The following is a 17,091-nucleotide window of genomic DNA, read 5'->3' on the forward strand; positions in this document are numbered from 1 at the left end:
CAGTCAGGCATAAAAAAACGCCGGTCAATGACCGGCGTTTTTTTGTCCGCAGCTTTTGTGGCGAAGACTCAGCGGCGACGGAACAGCGGCAGCGGTTCGTCAGTGGCGGCCTGATAGGTCACCGAGAAATCCTTGAGACCTTCCAGCGCTTCGTGCGGATCTTTATCTGCACGCACGGCAAAGGCGTCGAAGCCGCAGCGGCGCATGTAAAACAGCTGATCGCGCAGCACGTCGCCAATCGCTCGCAGCTCGCCTTTGAAGCCATAGCGATCACGCAACAGGCGCGCGTTGGAGTAGTTGCGCCCGTCAGTGAATGCCGGGAAGTTCAGCGCGATCACCTGGAACTTATCAACGTCCTCACCGATTTCCTCTGCTTCCTCGTCTGCGTCGAGCCACACGCCCAGACCGCCGTCGCGAGCCATGAGCATACGGCTGTGTTCACGCCACAGTTGCAGCGGAACGATCAGATCGTCGCAGTTACTGATCTCGTCGATGTTGAAATCCTTGGGCAGCAAGTGCCAGGTTTCGTCGACGACTTCGTTGTTCTTAATGATTCGCTGCATAGACGCGTTCCTTGAAGAGGTCGATGCCAATACGCTGATAGGTGTCGATGAAGCGCTCGTCTTCGGTACGTTGTTCCACGTACACGTCAATCAGCTTCGAGATCACGTCAGGCATGACTTCCTGTGCGAAGGACGGGCCGAGAATCTTGCCCAGGCTCGCATCACGGCTGGCGCTGCCGCCGAGGGAGACCTGATAGAACTCCTCACCTTTCTTGTCCACCCCCAGGATACCGATGTGGCCGACGTGGTGGTGACCGCAAGCGTTCATGCAACCGGAGATGTTCAGGTCCAGCTCACCGATGTCGAACAGGTAGTCCAGGTCATCGAAACGGCGCTGGATCGATTCGGCAATCGGGATTGACTTGGCGTTGGCCAGCGAGCAGAAATCACCGCCAGGGCAGCAGATGATGTCGGTCAGCAGGCCGATGTTCGGCGTGGCGAAACCACCTTCACGCAATTCGCCCCACAGGGCGAACAGTTGGCTTTGCTCGACATCGGCAAGAATGATGTTTTGCTCGTGGGAGGTGCGCAGTTGACCGAAGCTGTAGCGGTCGGCCAGATCGGCGACGGCGTCAAGCTGCTTGTCGGTGATGTCGCCCGGCGCTACGCCAGTCGGTTTCAGCGACAGGGTCACGGCCACATAACCCGGCTTCTTGTGCGCCAGGGTATTGCGGGTGCGCCAGCGGGCGAAGCCTGGGTGTTCTTTGTCCAGATCGGCCAATTGCGCGGTCTGGTTTTCCAGCGCTTTGTAGTCCGGATCGACGAAGTGCCTGGCGACGCGCTGCAGTTCGGCTTCGGTCAACGTGGTCTGGCCACCGCGCAGGTGTTCCATTTCCGCATCGACTTTCTGCGCGAACACTTCAGGGGTGAGCGCCTTGACGAGGATCTTGATCCGCGCCTTGTACTTGTTGTCGCGACGACCATAGCGGTTGTAGACCCGCAGGATGGCATCGAGGTAGCTCAACAGGTCCTGCCACGGCAGGAACTCGTTGATGAACGCGCCCACCACTGGCGTACGACCGAGGCCACCGCCCACCAGGACGCGGAAACCGAGTTCGCCAGCTTCGTTGTGCACCGGCTCAAGACCGATGTCGTGTACTTCGATGGCCGCACGGTCAGCGGTCGAACCGTTGACGGCGATCTTGAATTTGCGCGGCAGGTAGGCGAATTCCGGATGGAAGGTCGTCCACTGACGAACGATCTCGCACCATGGGCGCGGGTCGATCAGCTCGTCGGCAGCGACACCGGCGAACTGGTCGGTGGTGACGTTGCGCAGGCAGTTGCCGCTGGTCTGGATCGCGTGCATCTGCACGGTGGCCAGTTCGGCGAGGATGTCCGGGATGTCTTCCACCGCCGGCCAGTTGAACTGGACGTTCTGCCGGGTACTGATGTGGGCGTAGCCCTTGTCGTAGTCACGGGCAATCTTGGCCATCATGCGCATCTGACGCGAAGTCAGTTGGCCGTAAGGCACCGCCACGCGCAGCATCGGCGCGAAGCGCTGAATGTAGAGGCCATTTTGCAGGCGTAGCGGGCGGAATTCTTCTTCGCTCAGCTCACCTGCCAGATAGCGTCGGGTCTGATCACGGAACTGCTTGACGCGGTCCTCGATGATCCGCTGATCGTACTCGTCGTATACGTACATATAAGTCCTGTTCTCAGGCTTTGGGCTACTCGGAAAACGCTGCGTTTTCGCTTGCTGGAGTCCGATGTTGCCTCTGCAATTCTGCGCGCACGGCCGCGCGCTCCCTAAGGGAGCCGGGGCAATATACCCGTTTGCAGTTATGCGCAAAAGTGATGTTTGAGTATATGTAAAGAACCAAATCGCCTAACGATAACAGTTATTAACTAATCCACATTTGTCGTGCGGACAATCATCGTCTTAACTGTGGTCGAGTCTTTCTGCAATCACCGATAAAACCGATAAGAGGCGATGCAATGAGCAACCCGACCAAGGCAAGAAAAAACGATAGCAGCGTTGATGCGTGGGCCATTTTGTTCCTGATCATTCTCGTCGTAGGAACAGCGGTGTTCTGGGTCAGCCACCAGTAAACGACCCGTCCGGGCCCGCTTCCGACGATTGTCGGACAAAAAGCGGGATCAGGCGTCAATAGCCGGGGTTTCAATGGCTATAATGCGCGGCCATTTTTCCTCGGGCCCGGATGCTTCATGTTCAAGTTTCTCTACATCAGCCTTGCCCTGTTCGGCGCATTTTTCGCGAATGCTGTGCGAGCCGAGTCCGTGCTGTTTCTGAATCCCGGTTACACCGACGAAACGTTCTGGGTCAGTTACTCGCAATTCATGCAGGCAGCCGCCCGGGATCTGGGCATTGATCTGCAAATCCTCTATTCCCAGCGTCAGCCTGAATTGACTCTGGCTCAGGCACGTCTTGCATTGCTGGGCCCCAATCGTCCTGATTACCTGATGTTCGTCAACGAGCAATACGTGGCACCGCAGATCCTGCGCCTGGCGCAGAACAGTGGCGTGAAGCTGTTCATGGTCAATGCGGCGCTGACCCCTGATCAGCAGGCGCTGGTGGGCAAACGCAGCGACCGGATCGGCAGTCTGGTGCCCAACGACGAGGAGGGCGGCTACCTGATGATGAAGGAGTTGATACGGTTGCACCCGCCCGTGAGCAAGGGTGAGCAGATTGAAGTGCTGGCTTTCTCCGGTCTGAAAATCACTCCGTCGGCGCAATTGCGTGAGAAGGGCATGCAGCGCGCACTGGCCGAGCATCCGCGAGTGCGTTTGCGTCAACTTGTCTACAGCGGCTGGACGGAGCAGCGCGCCTATGAACAGGCCAAACAGTTGTTCGCCCGGTATCCGCAGGTGTCACTGGTGTGGTCGGCCAACGATGAAATGGCATTCGGCGCGATGCGTGCCTACGCCGAGAGCGGCAAGGTTGCGGGCAAGGATGCGTTGTTCAGTGCGGTCAACACGTCTCGCACTGCATTGCAGGCGGTGGTTGACGGGCGCCTGAGCGCGTTGGTCGGCGGGCACTTTACCCTTGGCGGCTGGGCACTGGTCGAATTGCATGACTATGAGCAAGGCGTTGATCTGGAGCAGTACGGCGGCCGCGACCGTCAGTTGCCATTACTGCAACTGATCAACAAAACCCAGGCTCGGCAATTACTCGCCATGGGCGACTCGCCGGGCTACAACGTGAATTTTCGCAAGCTCTCGGCCAAGGGACGGCCGATTTCCTACCGCTATCCGTTTACGCTGCAGACCCTGATGCGCTGAAGCCCGTCAAACCCCGGCAAAATGCAGCACCAGTTTGACGATGGCAAACAGCGTCAAAGCGAATACCGCCGTGAACAGAATGCCCAACAGCACGAAATGGCTGGGCTTGCCATGTGTGAAGTCCCTTGCCCGGTTTTTGCCACTCTGCACCCCGAACGCCGCCGCCATCACGCTGTGCAGCATCTGCCAGAAGCTCGGCGGTTTGTTGTCGACTGGATCGTCCATAAATCCCTCGTCTGCCGTGTGTGTCAGACAAGCATAGCCAACCCACGGAAGAACACCGCAAAACCCCTGAAGAGGTCAGTTCAATCACAATCCCTGTGGGAGCTGGCAAGCCAGCTCCCACACGGTAATGCGCTGAATCCGGATTAGTTGTCGTAACCCAGATTCGGCGCCAGCCAGCGCTCGGTCACGCTGAGCTCCTGAGCTTTACGCGAGGTGTAGCTCTGCACCTGATCCTTGTCGATCTTGCCGACAGCAAAGTACTGCGCCTGCGGGTGGGCGAAGTACCAACCGCTGACCGCCGCAGCCGGGAACATGGCGTAGTGTTCGGTGAGAAAAACACCGCTGCGACCGGCACGCATTTCTTCTGCTTCAGGGTCGAGCAACGCAAACAACGCGGCTTTCTCGGTGTGATCCGGGCAGGCCGGGTAGCCCGGAGCAGGGCGGATACCTGAATACTGCTCTTTGATCAGTGCGTCGTTGTCGAGCACTTCGTCCTTGGCATAACCCCAGTGTTCTTTACGCACCTGCTGGTGCAACCATTCTGCGCAAGCCTCGGCCAAACGGTCGGCGAGGGCCTTGACCATGATCGAGTTGTAATCGTCGCCAGCATCCTGATAAGCCTTGGCCACTTCTTCGGCACCGATGCCGGCAGTGGTGATGAAGCCACCGACGTAGTCAGTGACTTCGCTGTCTTTCGGCGCGACGAAGTCGGCCAGCGAGAAGTTCGGCTTGCCGTCGGTCTTGATGATCTGCTGGCGCAAGTGGTGCAGTCTGGCCAATGGCTTGCCGTCATCGCCGTACAGTTCGATGTCGTCGTCATGCACCTGATTGGCCGGCCAGAAGCCGAACACCGCGCGGGCGCTGATCAGTTTCTCGTCGATCAGCTTGGCGAGCATCTCCTGCGCGTCCTTGTAAAGGGCAGTGGCGGCTTCACCGACCACTTCGTCTTCGAGGATGCGCGGGAATTTGCCGGCCAGGTCCCAGGAAATGAAGAACGGCGTCCAGTCGATGTACTCGGCCAGCACCTTGAGGTCGATGTTGTCCAGAACGCGGGCACCGGTAAAGGTCGGTTTGACGGGGGCGTAGGTGCTCCAGTCAAATTGCGGCTTCTTGGCGATGGCGGCGGCATAGCTCAAACGCTCGGTACGGGCGCTGCGGTTGGCCGTGCGCTCACGCACTTCAACGTATTCGGCGCGGGTTCTTTCGACGAAACCGGCCTTCAGCTCTTTGGACAGCAACTGCGTCGCCACGCCGACGGCGCGGGAGGCGTCGGTCACGTAGACCACCGCGTCGTTGCTGTATTTGGGTTCGATCTTCACCGCCGTGTGGGCTTTGGAGGTGGTTGCGCCACCAATCATCAGCGGCAAGTGGAAGTCCTGACGCTGCATCTCACGTGCCACATGGACCATTTCATCCAGCGACGGCGTAATCAGGCCGGACAGGCCGATGATGTCGCACTTCTGTTCTTTGGCAACCTGGAGGATTTTCTCCGCCGGCACCATCACGCCGAGGTCGACGATGTCATAACCGTTGCATCCGAGCACCACGCCGACGATGTTCTTGCCGATGTCGTGCACATCGCCCTTGACCGTGGCCATGAGGATCTTGCCCTTGGCTTCCGGTTTGTCGCCTTTTTCCAGTTCGATGAACGGGATCAGGTGGGCCACGGCCTGTTTCATCACGCGGGCGGATTTCACCACCTGCGGCAGGAACATTTTGCCGGCACCGAACAGGTCACCAACGATGTTCATGCCGGACATCAGTGGGCCTTCGATCACCTCGATCGGGCGGGCGAACGACAGGCGCGACTCTTCAGTGTCTTCAACAATGTGCGTGGTGATGCCTTTGACCAGCGCGTGTTCCAGACGCTTGTTGACCGGCCAGCCGCGCCATTCTTCGGTCTCGGCTTCCTTGACGCTGCCGTCGCCCTTGTACTTGTCGGCGATGGCGAGGAGGGCGTCGGTGCCGTTCGGCGTGCGGTTGAGCACCACGTCTTCGACAGCATCGCGCAGCTCGACAGGGATCTGGTCGTAAATTTCCAGCTGACCGGCGTTGACGATGCCCATGGTCAGGCCGTTGCGGATCGCGTACAGCAGGAATACCGAGTGAATCGCCTCACGCACCGGGTTGTTGCCACGGAACGAGAACGACACGTTGGACACGCCGCCGGAGGTCAGCGCATATGGCAGTTCGTCGCGGATGTAGGCGCAGGCATTGATGAAGTCGACAGCGTAGTTGTTGTGTTCTTCGATGCCGGTGGCCACGGCGAAGATGTTCGGGTCGAAGATGATGTCTTCCGGCGGGAAGCCGACTTCGTTGACCAGAATGTCGTAAGAGCGTTTGCAGATTTCTTTTTTGCGCGCCTCGGTGTCGGCCTGACCGGCTTCATCAAACGCCATCACCACTACCGCAGCGCCGTAGCGCTTGCACAGTTTGGCGTGGTGGATGAACTGCTCGACGCCTTCTTTCATGCTGATCGAGTTGACGATGCCCTTGCCTTGAATGCACTTCAGGCCGGCTTCGATCACTTCCCACTTTGAGGAGTCGATCATGATCGGTACGCGGGAGATGTCCGGTTCACCGGCGATCAGATTGAGGAAGGTGACCATCGCCTTCTTCGAATCGAGCATCCCTTCGTCCATGTTGATGTCGATCACCTGGGCGCCGGCTTCGACCTGTTGCAGGGCGACTTCGAGCGCTTCGGTGTAGTTGTCTTCACGAATCAGACGGGCGAACTTGGCCGAGCCGGTGATGTTGGTGCGCTCGCCAACGTTGACGAACAGCGAGCTGCGATCAATGGTGAACGGCTCAAGACCAGACAGGCGGCAAGCCTTGGGGATGTCCGGAATCTGGCGCGGTGCGTAACCGGCCACGGCTTTGGCGATGGCTTCAATGTGGCCGGGCGTGGTGCCGCAGCAGCCGCCGACGATGTTAAGAAAGCCGCTCTGGGCGAACTCTTCGATGACTTTGGCGGTTTCGATCGGCAGTTCGTCGTACTCGCCGAACTCGTTCGGCAGGCCGGCGTTCGGGTGCGCGGAAACGTGGGTGCTGGCCTTGTTCGACAGCTCTTCCAGGTACGGACGCAATTCACTGGCGCCGAGTGCGCAGTTCAGGCCGACCGAAATCGGCTTGGCGTGGGCCACGGAGTTCCAGAACGCTTCGGTGGTCTGGCCCGACAAGGTGCGGCCGGACGCATCGGTGATGGTGCCGGAGATCATGATCGGCAGTTCGATGTGCAGCTCTTCGAACACGCCTTGCACGGCGAAGATCGCCGCTTTGGCGTTGAGGGTGTCGAAGATGGTTTCGATCAGGATCAGGTCGGCGCCGCCCTCAATCAGGCCTTTGGTGGCTTCGGTGTAGTTCTCCACCAGCTCATCGAAGGTGACGTTGCGGTAGCCGGGGTTGTTGACGTCAGGCGAGAGCGAGCAGGTGCGGCTCGTAGGACCGAGCACGCCGGCGACGAAGCGTGGCTTGTCGGGGTTTTCTGCGGTCTTGGCATCGGCAACCTTGCGCGCCAGGCGTGCGCCTTCTACGTTTAGCTCGTAGGCCAGCTCTTCCATGCCGTAGTCGGCCATGGAAATGCGTGTGGCGTTGAAGGTGTTGGTTTCCAGAATGTCGGCGCCAGCATCCAGATAGGCTTTTTCGATGCCGCCGATCACGTCAGGACGGGTGAGTACCAAGAGGTCGTTGTTGCCCTTGACGTCACTCGGCCAGTCCGCGAAGCGTTTGCCGCGATAATCCTGTTCTTCGAGCTTGTAGCTCTGGATCATCGTGCCCATGCCGCCGTCGAGTATCAGGATGCGCTCTTTGAGAGCTTGCTTGAGAGCTTGAAGGCGGACGCTGCGATCGGACATTTGGACTACTCGGAAAGACCATTACGAAGGAGCGGGATCATAACAAACCTGTGCGGTTTTGGAGCATGTGCAGGTTTTGCATGAATATCGCTCATGTTGGTGCGAGCGTCAGAACTGTAGAATCGCAGCGTTTTTCTTCAGGATCAGGATTCCGGGCATGTCATACCGCGTCATCAGCATTTTCTTGCTGTTCATAAGCTGGGGCGCCGCTGCGCAAGATCCTTCGATCTCATCCTCAATTTCATACAGCCGCGACATTCAGCCGATTTTCACCGAGAAGTGCGTGGCCTGCCATGCGTGCTACGACTCTGCCTGCCAGCTCAATCTGGGCAGTGGCGAGGGCGCCGGGCGTGGCGCGAGCAAGATGCCGGTCTACGACGGCGAGCGCAGTCAGGCGGCGCCGACCACGCGATTGTTCTACGACGCTTTCGGCCAACGCGCCTGGCAGCAGAAAGGCTTTTACTCGGTGCTCGACGCCCAGGGCAGTCAGGCTGCGCTGATGGCGCGCATGCTGGAGTTGGGGCACAAGACCCCGCTTGAGCCCAACGCCAAACTGCCGGAAAACATAGTCCTGGGTCTCAACCGCCCGAACATGTGCGCGATGCCCGCGGAATTTGACGGCTATGCAGGCGCTCACCCGAAAGAAGGCATGCCGCTGGCCGTCACTGGCCTGACCGATCAGCAATACCAGACCTTGCAGCGCTGGCTGGCTTCCGGTGCGCCAATCGACGAACAAGGCCTGGCGCCGAGTGCCCAGGAAGCCATGCAGATTGCGCAATGGGAGAATCTGCTCAACCAGCCCGGTGCACGGGAAAGTCTGGTCGGGCGCTGGTTGTTCGAGCACTTGTATCTGGCCCACATCTACTTCCAGGGCGGCGAGCCAGGACACTTTTTTCAGTGGGTGCGCTCGCGTACGCCGCCCGGTCAGCCGATCGACCTGATCGCCACTCGCCGTCCCAATGACGATCCCGGCACACGGGTGTATTACCGCTTGTGGCCGATACAGGGCGTGATCGTACACAAGACCCACATCACCTATCCGCTGAGCGCGGCGAAGATGGCGCGGGTAAAAAGTCTGTTCTACAGCGGCGACTGGCAGGTCAACGCGCTGCCGGGTTACGGTCCGCAGAGCCGGGCCAATCCGTTTGTCACGTTCGAGGCGATTCCGGCGCAGGCGCGCTATCAGTTCATGCTCGACAACGCTGAATACTTCGTCCGCACGTTTATTCGCGGCCCGGTGTGTCGGGGGCAGATCGCGACCGACGTGATTCGCGACAACTTCTGGGCACTGTTCCAGGCGCCGGAACATGACCTGTACATCACCGATCCCAACTATCGCGGCCAGGCCACGCCGTTGCTGGCCATGCCCGGGCAGAACGACGATGTCGGCAGCGTGTTGAGCCTGTGGCGCAACTACCGCGACAAACGTAATGAATACGAGGCCTTGCGCCGTGACAGTTACGCCGACTTGCCGGCGCCGAGCTGGTCGACCCTGTGGGCGGGCAACGACAACGCGTTGCTGAGCATCTTCCGCCACTTCGACAGTGCCTCGGTGACCAAAGGCCTGATTGGTGAAGTGCCGCAAACGATGTGGCTGTTCGACTACCCGCTGCTGGAACGCACCTATTACCAGTTGGCGGTCAACTTCGATGTCTTCGGCAATGTCTCGCATCAGGCGCAAACCCGCCTGTATTTCGACCTGATCCGCAACGGTGCCGAGCAAAACTTCCTGCGTCTGATGCCGGCCGATTCCCGTGAGGACTACCTCAACGATTGGTACCAGAGCGGTGGCCAGTTCAAGATGTGGCTCGATTACGAAGCCATTGACGACGACAAGCCGACCGCGCTGAAACTCGATGAGAAGGACCCGAAACACGACTTCGCCATGCAGTTGCTCGCGCGCTACGGCGACCTCAATGCGCGGCCAGACCCGATCAACCGTTGCGCCGGCGCTTATTGCTCGCGGCCGAATATCGATCCGGCATTGCAAAATGCCGAGCAGGCGCTGAGCCGTCTGACTTCACGCCCGGCGGCCGGTTTGAAGGTCATCGATCAATTGCCGGAAGCGACCATGCTGCGTGTCGAAACGGCCAGCGGTAAACGCGAGGCTTACAGCCTGATGCGCAACCGCGCGCACAGTAACGTGGCGTTTCTGCTGGGTGAGTCCCTGCGCTATCAGCCGGGGCTGGATACGCTGACCATCTATCCGGGTGTGCTCAGCAGTTATCCGAACTTCATCTTCAACATTCCCGCTGATCAGGTGCCGGCATTCGTCGATGCGATGGAGAATGCCAAGGATACCAACCGTTTCGAAAAAATCGTCGAACGCTGGGGTATTCGTCGCAGTCACCCGCAATTCTGGTTCTATTTCCACGATTTGAGTCAGTACATCCACGAAACCGAACCGGTGGAAGAGGGCGTACTGGACATGAACCGCTACGAGAATCTTTGATCATTTGAGCAACACCTGCTGTCCCAGTTTTCAAGCAGCATCGCAAAACCCCTGTGGAACTGAGCCTGCTCGCGATTGCCCCGGCCCCTTGAGCATTTCTGGTGCCTGACCTTTCGTTATCGCGAGCTAGTCCACTCCACAAGGGTTTTGCGGTGGTTTGAGGGGATGGACAGGAGTGATCGATGTTGATTTCAGTGCAGGCCTTGCGGGCGCTTGCCGCGTGGACGGTGGTCTGCCATCACTTCATGCAGATTTTTTTCGGCTTCCAGGCGCGCGGGCCGATTGGCCAGTTGTTCATCGACAAGGGCGCGGTGGGGGTCGACATCTTCTTTGTCATCAGCGGTCTGGTAATTTTCCTGTCCACCGAAGACAAGGATCTGCGACCCGGAAAATTCCTTCTGTATCGGCTGTTTCGCATCGTCCCGGCGTACTGGCTGTATACGCTGTTGATGGCGCTGCTGGTGGTGTTCGCCCATCCGGTGTTGCCCGATCAGACGCTGGAATGGCGTCATCTCCTCTCATCGTTACTGTTTATCCCGACGCAAAACCCTGGTGGTTACGGCATCTACCCGACCCTGAATGTCGGCTGGACACTCAATTACGAAATGCTGTTCTACGTGCTGTTTGCCTGCGCGCTGGTGTTCCGCTGGCAGGTGCGCCTGCTGGTGGTCGCGACGCTGTTGTTTGCCGCTTGCCAGGCGTTCGGCTTGCTCAACGAGTTTTATCGGGCAGACATCGTCTATGAATTTTTGCTGGGGATCGGCATCGGCGTGCTCTACCGCCGAGGGCTGATCGGGGCGGGGTTATGGCTGCCGCTGTTGGGCATCGTTGGTGCATTAGCAGCGATTTATCATCTGGCTCCGGGACCGAGACTACTGAACTGGGGCGTGCCGAGCGCGGTGCTGGTCATGGCGTGCATCGCGCTGGAGCGCTACGTCGAGCGCAGCAAAGCGCTCAAGCTGCTCGGGGATTGTTCATATTCGGTGTATTTGATGCACGTGCTGGTGCTGTCTGCAGGTGGATTTATCGCTCAACGATACGCCATCAACCCGTATCTGATGTTTATCGTATGTTTGCTGGCAATTGGTGCGGGCTCGTGGCTGAGCTACGAATGGGTGGAAAAACGCAGCTATCGTTGGCTCAAGGCGCAAATAGATGACCGTTCTGTCGAGAATCATTCCCGACAAAAATACTAGGACTTTGTCCGGCGCAACGATTGGCGTAAACTCCGCCACAAGCCTGCGAGGAGTTTCCATGACCGCTATTACCATTACTGACGCCGCCCACGATTACCTGGCTGATCTGCTTTCCAAGCAGAACACCCCGGGCATCGGCATCCGCGTCTTCATCACCCAGCCTGGCACCCAATACGCCGAAACCTGCATTGCCTACTGCAAGCCGGGCGAAGAAAAACCTGAAGATACCGCGCTGGGGCTGAAAAGCTTCACCGCTTATATCGATTCGTTCAGCGAAGCGTTTCTCGATGACGCCGTTGTCGATTACGCCACCGACCGCATGGGCGGCCAACTGACCATCAAGGCGCCAAACGCCAAAGTCCCGATGGTCAACGCCGAAAGCCCGGTCAACGAGCGCATCAACTATTACCTGCAAACCGAAATCAACCCGGGGCTGGCCAGCCACGGCGGTCAGGTCAGCCTGATTGATGTGGTTGAAGACGGCATCGCTGTGTTGCAGTTCGGTGGTGGTTGCCAAGGCTGCGGCCAGGCAGACGTGACCCTGAAGGAAGGCATCGAGCGCACCTTGCTTGAGCGTATTCCGGAGCTCAAAGGCGTTCGCGATGTGACTGACCATACGCAGAAAGAAAACGCCTACTACTAAGTCAGGTGTTCACTGCGAGCATAAAAAAACGGCACCCGTGAGTGCCGTTTTTTTGTGTGAAGTTCCAGGACGCCTTCGCGAGCAGGCTCGCTCCCACATTGAAGCCATGTCGTTCACCAACCCTGCTCGCGAAGGGCCGTCATGGGCGATACAGATGCGCATGCCCGGCGCGATACAGCGATGACTCGCTGAACACCTCACTCCCAAACACCCGCCCAACCAGAATCAACGCTGTGCGGCGAAAGCCTTTGGCGGCAACCTTCTCGGCGATATCCGCCAGCGTCCCCACCACCCAGTCCTGATCCGGCCAGGTCGCTCGGTGAATCACCGCGATCGGGCAGTCGGCGCCGTAATGCGGCAGCAGTTCAGTCAGGATCTTTTCCAGATGATTGACCCCCAGATGAATCGCCATCGTCGCGCCATGCTGCGCCAGACTGCCCAACTCTTCGCCGGCGGGCATTGCCGTCTTGTCGGCATAGCGGGTCAGGATCACGCTTTGCGACACGTCAGGCAGTGTAAGTTCTGCGCCCAGCAACGCAGCGCATGCCGCGGTCGCTGTCACTCCGGGGATGATTTCAAACGGGATATTCAGTTCACGCAGATAGCGGATCTGCTCGCCAATCGCGCCATACAGACTCGGATCTCCGGAATGCACCCGCGCCACATCCTGACCTTGGGCATGGGCGGTTTTGATCAGATCGATGATCTGCTCCAGATGCAATTCAGCGCTATTGACCAGTGTCTGTGCCTGATGACCGTCGAGCACCGCCGCCGGTACCAGCGAGCCTGCGTAGATGATCACGGGGCAATTGCGAATAAGCCGCTGGCCTTTGACGGTGATCAATTCCGGGTCGCCTGGGCCGGCGCCGATGAAGTAAACGGTCATCGTTGAATCCTTGGGAAATAGGCGCGGCAACGCTTCAGATGAAGATTGCTCATGATTGATGGCGGAGATTATCGGGAATTTACGCGGCGCCGGCCAATGCCAGCGTTGCCTGTGCGTATTTTTGTCGGGAAATCAGTAGCTTTGCCGGTGCCTGAATCAGCTGTTCGGCGAGCGCCAGTGCGGCGCTTTCCGCTACGCCATAACAACCGGTGCGTTCGAAGGCAATCTGCGAATGATGGCTGAGTTGCGGTTCATAACTGGCCAATTCCTCACTGCTGAAGTACAGCAGCGGCAGGGCTAGTTGATTCGCGAGTTCCTGCAGGCCGGGTTCATCGCGCTTCAAGTCGATGCTGGCCAAAGCCTTCACTGCATGCAGTTCGATGCGATTGGCTTGCAAGGCTTGATCGAGTAAGGCGCGCAGCGTGCTCGCAGGGCAGCCGCGCTGGCAGCCCAGACCGACCACGAAAGTCGGCGCTGCGCTGTCAGTCGTCATGCGTGGTATTGACCGTCGTTCTTGCGGCGGAACAACCAGGCGCTGATCACGCCCAATGCCAGCCAGAACGCTACGTTGGTCAATTGCGAGGCGATTTTGAACTGCGCTTCCAGTGCTTCTGGAGCGAGCATCGAATGCACCTCCGGTTGCGGTGCGCCGATCACGTGCGGTACAGCGAGGATGGCCACACCGAGGATTTTCATCAGCCAATGACGGCTGAACGCAATCAACGCCAAACCGGCAGCGGTTGAAGCGGCGGTGCTGATCCACCACAACTGCCGCGAAGCCAGATCCGCCGCGGCAGTGCCCGGCAGTTCAGGCGGCAAGCCCAGGGTCGGTGCGAGGACGAACGTCGCGTAACCGGCCAGACCCCACAGCAGACCTTGCGAAGTTTTGGTCGGCGCGCGCAGGGTGTAGAGGCCGGCCAGCATCAGGGCAAAACCCACGGCCACCACCAGATTGCCACCCGTGGTCGAGACTACCCGCTGCCAGCCGTCTTCCGGCTCCCAGGCTTCGGCATCATGGGTGTGCGCGGCAGTGCCGGCGGCGTGTTCGTGAACGGCGGCAACAGGTTCGGATTTTTCATAGGTTTCGGCTTGAAGAATCAGCGGCGACACCCAGAAACTTTGCAGCAGCGTAAGCAGCAAGGCGGCCAGCAGACCGGTGAAACCTGCGGTTTGAGCAATTCGCTTGATCATGTCGGCAGGTCTCAGTGGCACGGGAACGCGGCGCTGTGGCGGGTATCGTGAGCCGCGTTGTGCACGGCTTCGATGTGCGAGAAACCCGCGAAATAGACGAGGCCTGCACCCAGGATCGACGCGAAAATGGCGGCGGTCAGGCGCTGGCTCAGGGTGGCGGTGCTGGAGATTTTGTCCGTGTTGCTGCCGGTGCTGGTGATGATTGACATGGCGCTTCCCTCTGGAATGTCAGCAGGTGAATAGAGCGCATGAAAACCCCTGCGGCGCGGGCACGCAGAGGTTCAAACAGCGCCCGCCCACCGCGGGTTTGTTATGTTCAGCGACGCAGGTGCGCGCTGTGTGTTGCGGGCCGGTCTCCGGGCTCACGAGGGGTTGGCGTCAGGCCGACCTGCAAGCGTCACCTTCCCATGCCGCAATGGCACAGTGGATCTGACGCTTCGCTCGCTTACCGTTGCGGGGGCAGCACCGGACTGACATGGCTCTGAGTAAAGCACATGATTCACCGGTTTCCCGTTTCACCCTGTGAAGGGCACCCGTAACAAGTTGTGTAGGAGAGCATGGTGTGGGGTTTTTAGTCAATTTGCTTTGGGGGCTTATCCGTTGCTGCGGGTGTGGCTTCTTATGGTTCCGCCCTTACGGCGGGTCACTTTTTCCAGACGCCCGGAATGCCGGCCCAGAAAAAAGTAACCAAAAAGGCTTGCTCCAACGTCCGGCCCGCTCGCTAAAGCTCGGGGTTCCTTCGCTCCGGAATCCATCCGGGGCATCGATTCCGGTTTGCTTCGCTGCACCTCCTTTCGATGTCCTCCCCGGATGAATCCCTCCACTCAGCCTCCCGACGTCGCCCGCGGATCAAGATCAAAAGCTGCACTCGAGCTAACGCTCATTGTGTTGAGTGGGGGAAGAGCGTGCGGTTGGCTTTGGATTTGTGGTGGATTTGCCCCTCATCGGAACGCCGCCCGCCCAGCCCTCTCCCGAGGGCGAGGGAGCCGATTTGTGTGCTTTTCAAAGCCTGAGTTCGACTAGGTATCGCACGTCGGCGTAGTTCGCCCAAGCACCCCGGTCAGTCCCCTCTCCCTCCGGGAGAGGGTTAGGGTGAGGGGCTTTTGATCTGGTTTGGCTTTTGATCTAGCTTTTGATGTTGCTCTTGCTCTTAGCCCCCTTCGGCAGGCCGAGCGAAGATGTTCATCCGGGGGTTAGGCGCGCAGCGCCGTGCGGCGAAGCCGCATTCATCGAGAGGAGGTGCAGCGTAGCAAACCGTAGGCGATGCCCCCGGATGGACGCCGTAGCGAGGGAACACTGAGCCTCAGCGAAGTGCCGTACGCCGGGGGCAAAGCCTTTTGGTTCCTTTTTGGCGTTTGAAAAAGGGACTCGCTGTAAGAGCGAAACCGCCAGCGGCAGCACCCACAGCAACGGATATGCCCCGTATCCAAACATTGACCCACCACTGCACCATGCGTAGCCTTGCGCCTTCGAGGTTCTTCGGCATTGCCGAAGCTAAGAAGGGAACGCGGTCAATGCCGCGGCTGCCCCCGCAACTGTGAACGGTGATATTCGCTGCCACGCCACTGCAAGCTCAAACCACAGAGCCCGCGGGAAGGCGCAGCGAATGCCAGGCCCAGCGCCTGAACACTGTCAGCCAGGAGACCTGCCTCGTCACAGATTCTCAATTCAACCGGGCGGGGTGATCCGGTGGCGAACTCTCCAGGCACGCACGCGCGGTGCCGGTTCTCGTCCCGTATGCCCGCCACTTTGCCAAAGGGCATACCGATGAAAACACTGGCCAAACTCCCTGTCACCATCGTCACCGGCTTCCTCGGCTCGGGCAAAACCACGCTGCTGCGGCACATGCTCGACAACGCGCAGGGCCGCCGTATTGCGGTGATCGTCAACGAGTTTGGCGAGTTGGGCATCGACGGTGAAATCCTCAAGCAATGCACCATCGGTTGCACCGAAGAAGAAGCCACCGGCCGCGTCTATGAACTGGCCAACGGCTGCCTGTGCTGCACCGTTCAGGAAGAGTTTTTTCCGGTAATGCGCGAGCTGGTTGCCCGTCGCGGTGACCTCGACCATATCCTCATCGAAACCTCTGGCCTGGCCCTGCCAAAACCGCTGGTACAAGCTTTCCAGTGGCCGGAAATCCGCAGCGCCTGCACGGTTGACGCGGTGATCACTGTGGTCGACAGCCCGGCCGTGGCCGCTGGCACCTTCGCCGCGTTCCCGGATCAAGTCGATGCCCAGCGCAAACTCGACCCGAACCTGGATCACGAATCGCCGCTGCACGAATTGTTTGCCGACCAACTGGCCAGCGCCGACCTCGTCATCCTCAACAAATCCGATTTGATCAGCCCTGAAGACCTGGCGCGCGTACGCCTGGAAGTCGCTGAAGAGCTGCCGCCAGCGGTGAAGATCATCGAAGCCAGCAGTGGTCGCGTGCCGCTGGACGTACTGATCGGCCTCGGCGCCGGTTCCGAAGAACACATCGACAGCCGTCACAGCCATCACGACCATCACCACGACGGTGATGACGACCACGATGACCACGATCACGACGCCTTCGATTCGATCTCCATCGAACTGCCGCAAGCCGACGAAAGCCTGTTGCTCGACGCGCTGACGCAACTGGTGGTCAAGCACGGCATCCTGCGTGTGAAGGGCTTTGCGGCGATCCCGAACAAGCCGATGCGCTTGCTGATTCAAGGCGTGGGCACGCGTTTCGACAAGCATTTCGACCGTCAGTGGGGCGCCGATGAAGCGCGCGTCACGCGTCTGGTGTTGATCGGTCAGGAACTCGACGCCGCGCAACTCGAAGCGCAACTGCGCGCTGCGCTCAGCGTTTAACCC

General features: G+C 59.2%; 13 protein-coding genes and 2 riboswitches. Of the genes, 5 read left to right on the top strand and 8 right to left on the bottom strand.

What is annotated here, in order from left to right; genetic code table 11:
- Positions 1 to 68: 68 nt before the first annotated feature.
- Positions 69 to 563, bottom strand: a complete 495-nt coding sequence (locus tag AB4P92_RS28440; protein WP_042559417.1) for a DUF934 domain-containing protein — start codon at positions 561 to 563, stop codon at positions 69 to 71.
- Positions 547 to 2,205 carry a nitrite/sulfite reductase gene (locus AB4P92_RS28445; protein WP_200615342.1) on the bottom strand — a complete coding sequence of 553 codons (1,659 nt, stop codon included), beginning with the start codon at positions 2,203 to 2,205 and terminating at the stop codon, positions 547 to 549. Before AB4P92_RS28445 ends, AB4P92_RS28440 begins: the two co-directional genes overlap by 17 nt.
- Before the next feature lie 524 nt (positions 2,206 to 2,729).
- Here AB4P92_RS28445 and AB4P92_RS28450 point away from each other — a divergent pair.
- The gene (locus AB4P92_RS28450) at positions 2,730 to 3,803 is read left to right on the top strand and encodes an ABC transporter substrate-binding protein (protein WP_395598547.1); all 1,074 of its coding nucleotides are present in this window, start codon (positions 2,730 to 2,732) and stop codon (positions 3,801 to 3,803) included.
- Positions 3,804 to 3,809: 6 nt separating this feature from the next.
- On the opposite strand, the gene AB4P92_RS28455 is transcribed toward AB4P92_RS28450, so the two are convergent.
- The gene (locus tag AB4P92_RS28455; RefSeq protein ID WP_042559414.1) at positions 3,810 to 4,028 is read right to left on the bottom strand and encodes a DUF2970 domain-containing protein; all 219 of its coding nucleotides are present in this window, start codon (positions 4,026 to 4,028) and stop codon (positions 3,810 to 3,812) included.
- Positions 4,029 to 4,171: 143 nt separating this feature from the next.
- Positions 4,172 to 7,882, bottom strand: coding sequence for a methionine synthase (gene metH, locus AB4P92_RS28460; protein WP_047301535.1), 3,711 nt, complete (start codon positions 7,880 to 7,882; stop codon positions 4,172 to 4,174).
- A gap of 157 nt (positions 7,883 to 8,039) precedes the next feature.
- On the opposite strand from metH, the gene AB4P92_RS28465 reads away from it, so the two are divergent.
- From AB4P92_RS28465 to nfuA, 3 genes are all read left to right on the top strand, one after another.
- Positions 8,040 to 10,334: a fatty acid cis/trans isomerase gene (locus tag AB4P92_RS28465; protein ID WP_395598548.1), complete on the top strand. Its 2,295-nt coding sequence runs from the start codon at positions 8,040 to 8,042 to the stop codon at positions 10,332 to 10,334.
- A gap of 182 nt (positions 10,335 to 10,516) precedes the next feature.
- Positions 10,517 to 11,530 carry an acyltransferase family protein gene (locus AB4P92_RS28470; protein ID WP_395598549.1) on the top strand — a complete coding sequence of 338 codons (1,014 nt, stop codon included), beginning with the start codon at positions 10,517 to 10,519 and terminating at the stop codon, positions 11,528 to 11,530.
- A 58-nt stretch (positions 11,531 to 11,588) separates the two neighbouring features.
- Positions 11,589 to 12,173, top strand: coding sequence for a Fe-S biogenesis protein NfuA (gene nfuA / locus AB4P92_RS28475; RefSeq protein WP_042559410.1), 585 nt, complete (start codon positions 11,589 to 11,591; stop codon positions 12,171 to 12,173).
- Positions 12,174 to 12,312: 139 nt separating this feature from the next.
- On the opposite strand, the gene cobM is transcribed toward nfuA, so the two are convergent.
- The 4 genes from cobM to AB4P92_RS28495 all read right to left on the bottom strand — a co-directional run bounded on the left by cobM (position 12,313) and on the right by AB4P92_RS28495 (position 14,459).
- On the bottom strand, positions 12,313 to 13,059 hold the full coding sequence (gene cobM / locus AB4P92_RS28480) for a precorrin-4 C(11)-methyltransferase (protein WP_395598550.1): 747 nt from the start codon (positions 13,057 to 13,059) through the stop codon (positions 12,313 to 12,315).
- 79 nt (positions 13,060 to 13,138) lie between these two features.
- Positions 13,139 to 13,552: a cobalamin biosynthesis protein gene (locus AB4P92_RS28485; RefSeq protein WP_047301526.1), complete on the bottom strand. Its 414-nt coding sequence runs from the start codon at positions 13,550 to 13,552 to the stop codon at positions 13,139 to 13,141.
- The gene (locus AB4P92_RS28490; protein ID WP_210704947.1) at positions 13,549 to 14,250 is read right to left on the bottom strand and encodes a CbtA family protein; all 702 of its coding nucleotides are present in this window, start codon (positions 14,248 to 14,250) and stop codon (positions 13,549 to 13,551) included. Before AB4P92_RS28490 ends, AB4P92_RS28485 begins: the two co-directional genes overlap by 4 nt.
- Before the next feature lie 11 nt (positions 14,251 to 14,261).
- Complete coding sequence (locus AB4P92_RS28495) at positions 14,262 to 14,459, bottom strand: CbtB domain-containing protein (protein WP_042559406.1); 198 nt, start codon at positions 14,457 to 14,459, stop codon at positions 14,262 to 14,264.
- 120 nt (positions 14,460 to 14,579) lie between these two features.
- Positions 14,580 to 14,802: riboswitch (cobalamin riboswitch) on the bottom strand.
- A 903-nt stretch (positions 14,803 to 15,705) separates the two neighbouring features.
- Positions 15,706 to 15,918: riboswitch (cobalamin riboswitch) on the top strand.
- Positions 15,919 to 16,017: 99 nt separating this feature from the next.
- Between AB4P92_RS28495 and cobW the strand changes: the two genes are divergently transcribed.
- Positions 16,018 to 17,088, top strand: coding sequence for a cobalamin biosynthesis protein CobW (cobW, locus tag AB4P92_RS28500; protein WP_047301522.1), 1,071 nt, complete (start codon positions 16,018 to 16,020; stop codon positions 17,086 to 17,088).
- Positions 17,089 to 17,091 lie beyond the last annotated feature (3 nt).

The organism is Pseudomonas sp. A0308 (assembly GCF_044218815.1).
In the GTDB taxonomy this organism is placed as follows: domain Bacteria; phylum Pseudomonadota; class Gammaproteobacteria; order Pseudomonadales; family Pseudomonadaceae; genus Aquipseudomonas; species Aquipseudomonas iridis.

What these genes read in the sequence shown, in the direction of transcription:
- AB4P92_RS28455 (WP_042559414.1), bottom strand. Translation starts at nt 4,028, where the DNA reads ATGGACGATCCAGTCGACAACAAACCGCCGAGCTTCTGGCAGATGCTG.
- cobM (WP_395598550.1), bottom strand. Translation starts at nt 13,059, where the DNA reads ATGACCGTTTACTTCATCGGCGCCGGCCCAGGCGACCCGGAATTGATC.
- AB4P92_RS28485 (WP_047301526.1), bottom strand. Translation starts at nt 13,552, where the DNA reads ATGACGACTGACAGCGCAGCGCCGACTTTCGTGGTCGGTCTGGGCTGC.
- AB4P92_RS28440 (WP_042559417.1), bottom strand. Translation starts at nt 563, where the DNA reads ATGCAGCGAATCATTAAGAACAACGAAGTCGTCGACGAAACCTGGCAC.
- nfuA (WP_042559410.1), top strand. Translation starts at nt 11,589, where the DNA reads ATGACCGCTATTACCATTACTGACGCCGCCCACGATTACCTGGCTGAT.
- cobW (WP_047301522.1), top strand. Translation starts at nt 16,018, where the DNA reads ATGAAAACACTGGCCAAACTCCCTGTCACCATCGTCACCGGCTTCCTC.
- AB4P92_RS28490 (WP_210704947.1), bottom strand. Translation starts at nt 14,250, where the DNA reads ATGATCAAGCGAATTGCTCAAACCGCAGGTTTCACCGGTCTGCTGGCC.
- AB4P92_RS28495 (WP_042559406.1), bottom strand. Translation starts at nt 14,459, where the DNA reads ATGTCAATCATCACCAGCACCGGCAGCAACACGGACAAAATCTCCAGC.
- AB4P92_RS28465 (WP_395598548.1), top strand. Translation starts at nt 8,040, where the DNA reads ATGTCATACCGCGTCATCAGCATTTTCTTGCTGTTCATAAGCTGGGGC.
- metH (WP_047301535.1), bottom strand. Translation starts at nt 7,882, where the DNA reads ATGTCCGATCGCAGCGTCCGCCTTCAAGCTCTCAAGCAAGCTCTCAAA.
- AB4P92_RS28450 (WP_395598547.1), top strand. Translation starts at nt 2,730, where the DNA reads ATGTTCAAGTTTCTCTACATCAGCCTTGCCCTGTTCGGCGCATTTTTC.
- AB4P92_RS28470 (WP_395598549.1), top strand. Translation starts at nt 10,517, where the DNA reads ATGTTGATTTCAGTGCAGGCCTTGCGGGCGCTTGCCGCGTGGACGGTG.
- AB4P92_RS28445 (WP_200615342.1), bottom strand. Translation starts at nt 2,205, where the DNA reads ATGTACGTATACGACGAGTACGATCAGCGGATCATCGAGGACCGCGTC.